The 12,105-nt window shown below is 30.5% G+C and carries 12 protein-coding genes and 1 riboswitch; of the genes, 2 read left to right on the top strand and 10 right to left on the bottom strand.

Annotated elements, in window-relative coordinates; genetic code table 11:
- Together BUB36_RS11330 and BUB36_RS11325 are read left to right on the top strand one after the other, a co-directional pair.
- Window positions 1-364 (top strand): CAP domain-containing protein (locus tag BUB36_RS11330; RefSeq protein ID WP_073150093.1); only part of this gene is annotated, 364 nt, incomplete at its 5' end.
- A 36-nt stretch (window positions 365-400) separates the two neighbouring features.
- On the top strand, window positions 401-754 hold the full coding sequence (locus tag BUB36_RS11325; RefSeq protein WP_073150088.1) for a hypothetical protein: 354 nt from the start codon (window positions 401-403) through the stop codon (window positions 752-754).
- A 315-nt stretch (window positions 755-1,069) separates the two neighbouring features.
- On the opposite strand, the gene BUB36_RS11320 is transcribed toward BUB36_RS11325, so the two are convergent.
- The 10 genes from BUB36_RS11320 to BUB36_RS11280 all read right to left on the bottom strand — a co-directional run bounded on the left by BUB36_RS11320 (window position 1,070) and on the right by BUB36_RS11280 (window position 12,071).
- Window positions 1,070-2,314, bottom strand: coding sequence for an efflux RND transporter periplasmic adaptor subunit (locus BUB36_RS11320; protein WP_073150085.1), 1,245 nt, complete (start codon window positions 2,312-2,314; stop codon window positions 1,070-1,072).
- Window positions 2,315-2,327: 13 nt separating this feature from the next.
- Entirely contained in the window at window positions 2,328-4,679 is a 2,352-nt protein-coding gene (locus BUB36_RS11315) for an ABC transporter permease (RefSeq protein ID WP_073150083.1), read from the bottom strand.
- Window positions 4,679-5,389 (bottom strand): ABC transporter ATP-binding protein, encoded by a 711-nt coding sequence (locus tag BUB36_RS11310; protein ID WP_073150080.1) that lies wholly within the window; start codon window positions 5,387-5,389, stop codon window positions 4,679-4,681. Before BUB36_RS11310 ends, BUB36_RS11315 begins: the two co-directional genes overlap by 1 nt.
- Before the next feature lies 1 nt (window position 5,390).
- Entirely contained in the window at window positions 5,391-6,023 is a 633-nt protein-coding gene (locus BUB36_RS11305; protein WP_073150077.1) for a TetR/AcrR family transcriptional regulator, read from the bottom strand.
- Window positions 6,024-6,361: 338 nt separating this feature from the next.
- Entirely contained in the window at window positions 6,362-7,993 is a 1,632-nt protein-coding gene (pruA, locus tag BUB36_RS11300; RefSeq protein WP_073150074.1) for an L-glutamate gamma-semialdehyde dehydrogenase, read from the bottom strand.
- A 129-nt stretch (window positions 7,994-8,122) separates the two neighbouring features.
- Window positions 8,123-8,242, bottom strand: a riboswitch (molybdenum cofactor riboswitch).
- A gap of 132 nt (window positions 8,243-8,374) precedes the next feature.
- Window positions 8,375-9,043 (bottom strand): DUF421 domain-containing protein, encoded by a 669-nt coding sequence (locus tag BUB36_RS11295; RefSeq protein WP_207550803.1) that lies wholly within the window; start codon window positions 9,041-9,043, stop codon window positions 8,375-8,377.
- A gap of 133 nt (window positions 9,044-9,176) precedes the next feature.
- Entirely contained in the window at window positions 9,177-10,061 is an 885-nt protein-coding gene (locus BUB36_RS11290) for an SPL family radical SAM protein (protein WP_084111979.1), read from the bottom strand.
- Window positions 10,062-10,079: 18 nt separating this feature from the next.
- Window positions 10,080-10,244 carry a hypothetical protein gene (locus BUB36_RS19715; RefSeq protein ID WP_165613077.1) on the bottom strand — a complete coding sequence of 55 codons (165 nt, stop codon included), beginning with the start codon at window positions 10,242-10,244 and terminating at the stop codon, window positions 10,080-10,082.
- A 44-nt stretch (window positions 10,245-10,288) separates the two neighbouring features.
- A complete protein-coding gene (locus tag BUB36_RS11285) occupies window positions 10,289-10,930 on the bottom strand; it encodes a hypothetical protein (RefSeq protein ID WP_073150068.1) in 642 nt (213 codons plus the stop codon).
- Window positions 10,931-11,231: 301 nt separating this feature from the next.
- Window positions 11,232-12,071 carry a caspase family protein gene (locus BUB36_RS11280; RefSeq protein WP_073150065.1) on the bottom strand — a complete coding sequence of 280 codons (840 nt, stop codon included), beginning with the start codon at window positions 12,069-12,071 and terminating at the stop codon, window positions 11,232-11,234.
- Window positions 12,072-12,105 lie beyond the last annotated feature (34 nt).

Raw genomic sequence — 12,105 nt, 5'->3', positions numbered from 1 at the left:
AATGCTTAGACTTGTCAATGCTGAAAGATCCAAACGAGGTTTGGAGCCTTTAAAGGTTGATTTAGAACTTTGTGAGGTTGCTAGAAATAAGTCTCAAGATATGATAGACAATAATTATTTTAGTCATTACTCCCCTACATATGGTAGTCCCTTTGAAATGATGAGAAATTTTGGAATAAAATACATTTATGCTGGAGAAAATATTGCAGGAAATCCTAGTGTAAAGGCTGCCCATACATCTTTAATGAATTCTGAAGGTCACAAAAAAAATATACTTAATTCTAATTTTACCCATATAGGTATAGGCATTAAAGAAGGTTCTAAATATGGAAAAATTTTTACTCAGATGTTTGTAGGAAAATGACTTCAATAAAATTTATTTTATGAAAGGAGATATTTCATGACAGTAGGTAGAACAGAGCATAAAAAGCATCTACATAATCTTATGAAAACAGTAGAAGGTACAGGTTGGATTCTTTGTAACGCAATAAAGTACATGGCAGAAAATAACATAACTCCATATGCTGAATCAAACAATGATAGAGCTTCACAGCTTGCCCAGAATATTTCAGAAATCTTTGAAGTTGTATCAGAATGTGAAGAACCAGAGGTTATAGACCATATTGCTGATAAAATGCTTGAATACTCCAAAAATGATTCTCAAAAACTTTTATCCTATCTTGAAAAATATATGGGTGATAATCCTTTATATAAAAGAATTGTTGAAAATTCAAATTCTAAGGAAATGCATTAGAACAAAGGCGTCTTCGATGCGTTTTAGTTGCAAGTTCCATGTTCCAAGTTGCAAGTTTTAAGGTCATTCTTTTAGGTCTAAAAACCTTAATTTCTGCTTCTAAAATTTCACTGGTAATAGTTTGAATTTCCTCTCTGTCACTTAAATTTACTTGAATTCAAACATGCAATTTCTTGTAAAAAAAAGTTTGAGTTCCTATACAAATAACAAAAGCGACCGAGGTCGCTTTTGTTATTTGTAACTTCCAAGCTCCCTGTTGCGAGTTTGTGTGTCATTCTTTTAAGATGAAAAATGTTATAAATAATTAAAATTCAACTATTCTTTGCCGTCCTTTACAGTGACTCCCTCTTCTATATCTTCATCGGGTGAAATTATAACCCTATCACCTTCCTTTAGCCCTGACTTAACCTCAATGAAATCTTCTCCTTCCAATCCTATTTCAACCCTTTTTAATACTGCTTTATTATCTTCTAAAACAAATACATATTTTTCATTTTCAATATCAAATACAGTATTATCAGGTACAATTAAAGCATCGGTCTTAGAACGTATTTTGAATTTAGTATCGACATCATATCCGATTTTAAGGTTTGAAACCTTAGGAATACTTACATCTATTTTTACACGTTTTTGTTCTATTCCTAAATCAGATATTTTACTAAATGCTTTAGGATATACCTTTTCTACCTGTCCTTCTAATTTATTAATACCAAGATCATCACTGTATATGATTACTACTCCACCCTCTTTTATGTCCTTCACTTCACTGGCTAAGACATCTACTTCTACATAGAGTTCTTTTATATTACCTATTTCAAACATTTCCATTGAAGGTTGAACATAGCTTCCTTCCTTTATAAAAATTTCAGTAATACTACCTTCAGTAGGAGCCTTAATTATCATATCTTCTTTCTTTTTTTCTAAAATTTCTTTTTTATAAATTAACCCAGCAATTTGTGCCTCGTATTTATTTTTTATATTATTGGATGCACCTTTTTTCAGAAGCTTTAATTCATTTTCTGCAATTTTCAATGAATTTTCCTTAACAACAAGATTATTTTGAGCTGCTTTATATGCATCTAAGCTTACTGCTTCATCTTCATAAAGCTTTTTACTATTTATAAGGTTTCGCTTAGCTTCTTCTACATTAGCCTTCATGCTCTCCACATTTGCCTCTGCCTTATCAATTTTTGATTTATCAACGGGTTTTATTGCCTCTTTATAGGTAGCTTGTAATCCTTGAATCTCTGCTTCTAATGCCTTTATTTCTAACTCTATTTCTTCAGAATCTATATGTCCCAATACATCTCCTTCTTTTACAATGTCACCTTCATCCACGTTTATATTATTCACTTGACCCATGGTAGTTGAATAAATAATTCTTTGTCCTCTTGATTTAACCCTTCCAGTTTCCTCTACATACTCAGATATTCCCCCACGACCAACTTCATATATTTCTGCTATAATTACATTACCTTTATTGATTTTAAAAAATAGTCCAAAGATTATAACTAAAACAATTATTACTACAGAGGTAATCTTAATAATTTTTTTCTTCATTTTTTACACCCCACTATGAAATTCTACTCTTAAGAGCTTCCATAAAGTCTAGCTTATATATTTTCTTCAGAGTAAATAATTGTGCTGCTACTACAAAAAATACCGTTAGCAATATTGAAAATAAAAATATGCTAAAGCTTATATCTCCTCGCAACGTATATAATTCATTGCTAAAGGCTTTCTCTACTCCTTTGACAAAGCTTAATCCAATGGGTATTCCCACTATAATACCAAAAATTGTCATAATTAAATTTTCTTTAACAATCATCCAAAATATTTCTTTTCTTGAGAAGCCCATAACCCTCAAAGAAGATAATTCCAATCTTCTCTCTGATATTCCCATTATTGTTGAATTGTATACAACAGCAAAACCAAGAATACCTGAGAATATAACTAATATACTTATGGAGGAAATGGTCAAGCTTAGAAACTGCTTAAATATATTCTGTAAATCCTGCAAGGACTGAATACTAGTTAAATTTTTTAGATTGCTAAGTTTCTTTTTTACAGCATCATTTGAATCAATATACGCTCCAGTTATAAGTTCCTTATCCAAGAGTTTAAACTGCATTTGGTCAATATCCATATATGCATTAATTCCCAAGCTCTGCTTAATAACATCCTTAATAATTATATGAATATCATCTCTATGAGGTATAAAGCTATTTATAGTAATAGTATCTCCCTTACTCACATCTAAAAATTTAGCTAAATTTTCCGATAGAACTATTCCTTCATCGGGTAAATTTATTATCTCATCATTAAGGTTTTCAAATTTATAAAATATAGTATCCCTTTTAATTCCTATAATATTTACTACCTTGCTTTTCCATCCATTTTTAATTTCAAAGGGAAATTCCACCTTAGGCTCTATAGAGTCAATATTTACCAAATGTTTTAAATCTTTAATAACCCTTTGATTCATGGGTTTTGAAAAATTAATATTATAGTCCATTCTCTGAAAATCACCATAATGATTTTCAAACATAAAAAGTGCTGTATTGAATTGATAAAAGGTTAAAAACAACATAGCAAAGGATAATGATATACCCACTAAAATAAACATAAACCTCTTCTTATTTCTAAAAATATTTCTCATAACCATTTTCCAGCTAAATGATAAATTGCTCCATATTATTTTTATTCTTTCTATTAATATTCTTTTACCAGACCTTGGTGCTTCTGGTCGCATGGATTCTGCTGGAAGTATTTTTAAAACCCTTTTTCCTCCCCATAATCCTGCTGTAATACAAAATATACTTGCCAGTAATATTGCACTCATTATATATCTATAATAATAATTAATCTTTAATATTGGTATATTGAAATATTGAAGATACATTTTTGTCATTGCTCCTGCCAGTAGCATCCCTAGGTTTGTTCCAATTATGGCACCTAAGATTCCAATAACTAATGAATATTTTATATAATGAAGTACAATATCTATATTCTTATATCCTAATGCCTTCATAACACCTATTGGAACTCTATCCTTCTTAACCATTCTCGAAATCATAACAGCAATGATTAAAGCAGCAACCCCTAAAAAAATTACTGGCACTACCTTTGCCATATTTTTTAATTGATTTATTTCCTCGGAAATCATTCGATTACTAAGCTGATTATCCCTGACTATAATTCTTTTTACCCCATATTTTTTTAATACCTTTTCAAGCTTATCCTCTATTTTATCTATCTCATTTTCATCCTTTACCTTAATCACTATTTCATTATAGCTGCTTCCAAATCCAAAGCTTTGTCTTGCCAATTCATCGGCTACAAAAACTACTCCAAATTTACCTGGCATAGGTATAAGGGTTTGCTCATTTTCCATGAGATATATATATTCTGGGCTTGAGACTATGCCCGCAACATTTAAATTGTATAGCTTCCCATTCATTTGAACACTTAAGGTATCTCCTATAGCTATATTCCGTGCCTTAGCAAATTGCTCAACCACCAATACATCCTTATTTTTATTTTTTATTCCATCTCCTTCAATCAGATAAATATTATTTATTCTTTCATCATTATTTGGTATAGATATAATTCTAATAGTTACTTTTTCCTCTTCATCCTCTACCTTAAGGGGTACATCTGATACTACTCGCCCCTGAGCATTTGTGATTCCATATTTGTTCTCCAAATCCTTAACTTCATTACCTGGAATTTTAACCACTTGAACATATATGTCTGCAAAATTTGTTAAATCATAATATTCATTAAGTGTGTTTTCTAGATTTAATGCAGCCATTTTCATGGCTGTATATACCAATAATCCTATTGCAATAACTGTAATAACTGCAATAGCTTGACCATAGGATTTTTTTATCAGTCTAATCAGTCTTAAATTTAATTTTTTCATCACCATTCAATCCTTTCAGGATCAATTTGGTTCTCATTTATTTGATTATCTACTACTTTACCACTTCTCATTTTTATAACCCTATCTGCCATCTGAGCTATAGGAGCATTATGGGTTATTACCATGATTGTTTTTTTATATTCCTTATTTATTTTACTGAGTAAAGATAATATAGCTATCCCTGTTTTATAATCTAGTGCTCCTGTAGGTTCGTCACATAATAAAAGAAGGGGGTTTTTAGCAACTGCTCTAGCTATGGCTACTCTCTGCTGCTCCCCACCACTTAGCTGAGATGGAAAATGATTTTTTCTTTCATCTAACCCTACATCCCTTAGAACATCATCAATATTTAGTGGTTCTTTACATATTTCTGTGGCTAATTCGACATTTTCCTTGGCAGTTAGATTTGCCATGAGATTATAGAATTGAAATACAAATCCTATTTGATCTCTTCTATATTTGGTTAGCTGTTTTTCACTAAATTTAGTAACCTCTTGTTCTCTAAGTAAAACCTTACCCTCAGTAGGTTTATCCATACCACCTAAAATATTAAGCAAGGTACTTTTCCCTGAACCACTTGGTCCTAGGATTACTACAAATTCTCCTTTGTAAATTTCAAAGGAAGCATTTTGTAAAGCCTTTACAGTTACCTCTCCCATTTTATAGTGCTTGCTTAAATTTTCTACCTTCATCAAAACAGATGCAGTCATTTTAACACCCCTTATTTTTCTTGCCTAATCCATTCTCTATAAAATCAATATAATTATTATATATTTCTAAAACTCTATCTAACTCAAAATCCTTAATGTCCTCTAGGAAAATAGTGGAAAAGCTTATTAATAAATTTTTCAATAATTTAGTTGTAAAATCTACAGGGAAATCATCTCTTAATTCATTATTATCAATTGCTTTTTTTATTAATGTCTCAATAATTTGTAGGTTATCTTTACTTTTTCCTCGTTCAATAACTAAAGCCCTAATTTCTTCATTTTTATCTGAAAATATTCTCTTACCTAATTTAAAATATTTAGGATATTCAGCTGCAAATTTTAATGAAGTTTTCCCTAAAAACCTAAAAATTGTAAAAATGTTTTCTTTTGAAACATCAACAACCGTTTCTTGCAGAGCTTTATTTAAATAGGTTATTTTATCCTTTCCCACTTGATCGTATATATATAAATAAAGATCTTGTTTATTTTTGAAATGATAGTAAAAGGAACCTTTACTGATTCCTGCCCTTTTGAGGATATTATTAAGGGATGCATCATCAAAGCTTTTTTCAATAAATTCATCTATAGCAGCATCAATTAGTTTATCCTTTCGTTTCAAATTTATCTTTTCCAAATTTATACACCTCAAATATAATTAGTATGTTAGACCACGTAGTCTAGACTATATGGTCTATTATATACTATCAGTAAATTTTTGTCAATGAAAGGCAAGGGCGTATGGTGACAGATTGAAGGTTATAGTTTGTAGGTTGCATGTTACAAGTTTTAGGGTCATTCTTTTAGGTATAAAAAAAAAAAGAGAATAACAGTATTTTTACATGCTATTCTCTAAATCAAACCACCAGACTAATACAGTTTTTAAATGTCTTAGGAAGTTTTAATATTTCAAAGGAAAAGGAAATATTAAAACTCCTGCGATAAAAACTAGTACAATGAACTAAATTATAGTAATTACATTACTTCCATAAATGGATATCTATAATTACTGGGAGGATTAAAGTTTTCTTTTATTACTCTGGGATTTGTCCATCTAAGTAAATTTAATTTACTTCCAGCCTTATCATTTGTTCCTGAAGCTCTTCCTCCACCAAATGGTTGTTGACCCACCACTGCTCCTGTAGGCTTATCATTGATATATAGGTTTCCTGCTGCATAGGTAAGTATATTTTCCATTTCAACTAAAGCCATTCTATCCTGTGAGAAAATTCCACCTGTTAATGCATATGGAGTAGAATCATTACATATTTTAAGGGTCTCTTGAAATTTTTCATCTTCATATACATATATTGTAAGCACAGGTCCGAAAATTTCTTCTGTCATTGTTTTAAAGTAGGGATTCTTTGTAACTATTATTGTTGGTTCAATAAAATAGCCTAATCTTTCGTCACAATTTCCTCCCCAAATAACTTCAGCTTCATCAGAATTATGAGCAAATTCAATATAAGCTTTAATTCTATCGAATGAATTTTTATCTATCACTGCACCCATGAAATTAGTAAAATCCTCTACATCTCCCATTTTAATAGTGGCACATTCACTAATCAATTTACATTTTACAACGGACCAGATGCTTCTAGGTATATAAGCCCGTGAAACGGCTGAACACTTTTGCCCTTGATATTCAAAGGCTCCTCTTATTAAAGCAGTAACAAGTTTATTAATATTAGCAAGCTTATGGGCAAATATAAAATCCTTTCCTCCAGTTTCTCCTACAATCCTAGGATATGATCTGTATTTGCCTATATTTTCACCAATAGTCTTCCACATACCATTAAATACTTTAGTAGAGCCTGTAAAATGCACGCCTGCAAGCCATTCATTATTGAATACTACATTTCCTATTAAGCTTCCTGAACCAGGTACAAAATTTATTACTCCATCTGGTAATCCTGCCTCTTGTAATAATTTCATAACAAAATAGTTAGAATATACAGATGTTCCTGCTGGCTTCCATAGCACTACATTCCCCATCAAGGCAGGTGCTATTCCTAAATTTCCCCCTATAGCAGTAAAGTTAAATGGTGTAACAGAAAAAACAAATCCTTCAAGGGATCTATATTCTATTCTATTCCAACTTTCATTTGTAGATATAAGCTGTTCATTATAAATCTCAGACATAAAATAAGTATTAAATCTAAGAAAATCTATTAACTCGCATGCTGAATCAATTTCTGCTTGATAAGCAGTTTTACTTTGTCCTAACATTGTTGCTGCATTAAGAGTAAACCTCCATGGTCCCGATAATAGCTCCGCAGCTTTTAAAAAAATAGATGCCCTATGCTGCCAAGGCATTTTATCCCATTCTTTTTTTGCCTTTAAAGAAGCTTCAATTGCATCTTCTACTTCCCTCTCTCCTGCCATATGATATATAGCAAGCACATGATTTTTATCATGAGGTATCACACATTTTTGTGTGTTTCCTGTATATATTTCTTTACCACCTATTATTAAAGGAATTTCAATTTGTTCTTTTTTTAATTCTGTAAGTCTTGCCTTTAGCTTTATTCTTTCATCGCTTTCTTTAGCATAAGACAGTACTGATTCATTTTGTGGTGTTTTTATTCTAAAATTAGCATTAATCATAAAAAAATCCTCCTTTGATAATAAACTTTGTAATGGTAATGATAATATCCCAGCAGTTTATTAAAAAGAAGGTATTATTTGACCATAGTAAATAAGACTAAAATAATGTATGAAAAATTATTTTAGCTTTACTATACCACGATCTCTTCTTTCCACACTGGGAGGCACAACCGTTTCCAATTGTACCCTATCGGTCTTAAAATCATAGATAAAACCCTTAGATCAAAAGACTCGAAGAGACAAATAATATGAAATATTAAGTTTTTAAATATTTACTGCAGTAAATAAAATTTAAAAATTTTATATATTTTAAATATATAAACATTATATAATTTCATTTCTATAAGTTCAACAGATTTTTATGAAAATTACAAAAAAATGTTATTTTTTTCTTTTATCAAAAACAACTTCTTCACTTTCATCACTAGCATATGCATATATTATCTCATTTATATCCTGTATACCTTCTTCCTTGATTTTATCTTGAAGCCATTTTTCATCTTTATTTATGAGCTTTAAATTCTTCTTTTGTACCTTTCCATCTATAATTACTCCAATTGGAAGCCCTTCATATTTTGTTTTAATATTTAAATCCGAAGGAGTAACTCCCCTTACATCTGACTTTGGAATAATGCTTACTTCTCCTGTAGGCTCTAGTATGGCATATTCTATGTCCTCAAGCTTTGGATATCCATTTACTCTAAGTATTGCTGTCAGCTGGATCAAAGAGATCCTTTCTTGTTCAATATTTTCTTCGATAATTTTTCCATGCTTTATTAAAATAGTAGGCCTACCCAATAATATCTTATTAAAAAACTGATTTAATGATAGCTTAGAAAATACTATATATAAAACTACTAAAACACCTAATACAAATAATGTTGGCTTCAGTTTTGTGCTAATCAGCGGCTCAGCAATAACAGTTCCAATAATTATTATTGCCATTAAATCATAGGGAGTTAATTGGGTAATTGCAGACTTCCCCATTATCCTCATAATCAGAATGCCAATAACAAACAATAATGTAGTTTTTAATGCTAAACTAAGCACTTCATCACCTCGTATCCTTGTTTTCAGCGCAAATTACGAAATTATCGACTTACTCTGTTTCTATTGTTAGCAGTTTAATAAACTTTTATAAGGTGTAAGATGGGGGAGCTGCTAACAATATCTCTACATATACTTAAAACAAGGATATTTGCTTCATATGAACATCATTTTCAGCACCTTTTATAATATCTCTCATTCTATAGGCAATATTATATTCTTCACATGCTTTACTAAAACTCTCCCATAACTTCTTATGGTTGTAACTTGTACATTGATAAGTATCACCAAATGTTCTATCATATTTTTCTTTGAGACCTGGATAAAGTCTATCAAGATTTTTATAAAAGTATTCCCTCTGTCCTAAGCGCAAAGTAACTCCTAGGCTTGGATAAATAAATTTTGCACCAGCTTCGGCTGCAAGTTTTATAATAGAAACAATATTTTCCTCATTATCTGATATAAATGGCAGTATGGGCATCATTAGAATACCAGTATATATTCCATTATCGGCTAATTTGTCTATAGCTGCAAAACGTTTTGAAGAAGCTGGTGCTTGAGGTTCAATTTTCGCAGATAAAGCATCTGCTGAAGCTGTTATTGTAATACCAATACAAACGGGGGAATGTATATTTATTTCCTTTAATATATCTATATCTCTAGTTATGAGGTCACTTTTTGTAGTGATATTAATGCCAAATTGATATCTGTTTATCAGCTCAAGTGCTCCTCTGGTAAGCCTATACTTATTTTCAAAGGGATTATATGGATCGCTCATTGCGCCTGTTCCAACTATGCCCCTCTTTCTTTTGCTTTTTAGTTCTTTTTCAATAATATAAAGAGCATCCTTTTTTGCTGCAATCCTATCAAAATCCTCAATTTGATAGCAAGCGCTTCGTGAATCACAATAAATACAGCCATGACTGCACCCTCGATAAATATTCATATTGTACTTTGTTCCAAACCATGCATCGGAATACTTATTATGTGCAATTATTGTTTTGGCTTTAATATATTTCACCACATATCATCCTCATATTTACAATTTTTCACTTATTTTATCTATCTTCATACTTATTTCTTTTAGTTGCAGTTTTACAGTATCTAATTTTTCGTTGCAGCTTTTTATATCTTTAGGAATATCAATTGTGACCTTATATATTATGCATCCAAATCCAAGTAGTATTAAAAATATTTCTACCATCTATATCCCTCTCCTAACATTATTTTAACTAATCAGCCACTGTGTTATAAATCATGCTTTGCAAGAAAAAATCTTGCTTTTTTCTTAGTTTTAGGACTTAAACTATTACATTGTTTTCTAATAAATTCCACAATGATATCCTTATATTTTGTACTTTTATATACTTCATCTAAAACTTCTATAATATCACTCTTTAATAACTCTTTCTGCTTTTCCCTATATGTACAGATTTTATCGATATCCAGCAATAAATCAATAATTTTCTTTTCATATTGCTTTTTATTCCTTATAACCTTCTTCATGCTTTGTACAAAGCATTGTGCTGTCATGAACTTATCGTCATTAAAATGTTCAATGTATTTTTGAAATATACTAGAAAATAAGTTATCTTCATCTATTTTTGTTAAATTAGCTATAATTGTCAGTCCTATATTTCTATGATAGGAATTCTTATGTTCTAGAAGAGATACAAAATTATTCCAATACTTATAAAATAGCTCTGGTTTTTTTTCACTTGCCTTAGAAATTATGTAATAACAATGATAATACACCATTATGTCATTGTTAGTAAGTAGTTGTTTTATAACTTCACCTCTAATATTTTCGTCATCAAGTACAGCTTTAACAAATTCGTTTACATTAAAATTTTTATCAGCTATTCTTTCGACTAGATTATCATCATTCATATTTCCACCGCCTCTATTTTAGGTGTTTTAATTATTTAAATTTTACTATAAATGTCTTTCATTTTTTTCCTCTCAAAGTTTTTTCTCGTTTACATACACAACAATTGCTATATAAATTGCAATAAACCATTTACATTTCGTTCTCTCAAATATCCCCAAAGACATTGGCTATTTGAGAAAACAAAATGTAGGTTTATTAATGCATTATATATAGTTAATTTTTGTATGTATGTAATATTTCTCCAAATTTATTCTATTTCCTTCACTACTATTCATAATTCTAATTTTATAAACTATTTTCCTATTTCAACTTATTTAAAACTAGTTTTTCTGGTAAATTATTATATAATACTGGATTTGGGTATCCATCTGATTTCTCTGGATATTGACCTATGCTATGCCATACTTTTACGAACTCAGCAACGGTAAATACCTCTTCCTTCATATATTTTTGAACCTGTGGTGTTGTATATTCGAAGGCTTCATCAATGGTAATCAATTTATCATCGTTTGAGTCAGCCTCTTTATTAAATACTGCTTGTGTAAAGTAATTCAGCCATATACTCCCTATTATAGGAAGTCCTTCCTCTTCTACTCCCCACCATCCTAATTCATCAGCTCCAGCAGCTGCTATTGAAATCCCCGATGCTTTTTCGTTTTTGAAAGGCTCAATAAACTCTGCTGCGTTGCAGGAATCAACTATTAAAATCTTATTATCTCTATCTAAAGCCTTCCACTTTGGTGCTAAAAGCTTATTCCAATTAAGCTTTTCCCGAAGCCAACTACCATGGGTTGCTATATAAAAAAATACTAAATCATCTTGTTGTGAGTTTTCATCTAACCAACTTATGGAATCCTTAACGGCTTCTAATGACATATCATCCTTTTTTACTAAGATATGATCTTCCTCTACACCAAGCTTTACGAACATATCCTTCATTCGCTCCGAATTAATATAGTCAACGGGTATATCAGTAAACCCTTGAGGAAATTGATTCATTTCCATTAAAACTACCCAAGTTTTAGCTGGTTTGATATCAGTATAATGTTCTTGTGTTTTTGAAGCTGTTGTACATGAAGTTAGTATCATTGTAAGGATTGTTATAATCACAGTAAGCTTTAAAATTATTCTTTTTTTCATAAAAAATTATCCCCCTAAATTTTTTATTAATCTT

It is taken from the genome of Paramaledivibacter caminithermalis DSM 15212 (assembly GCF_900142245.1).
GTDB lineage: Bacteria > Bacillota > Clostridia > Peptostreptococcales > Caminicellaceae > Paramaledivibacter > Paramaledivibacter caminithermalis.
The sequence above is the reverse complement of the archived record's forward strand: the minus strand, read 5'-3'. Positions and strand labels throughout refer to the sequence as shown.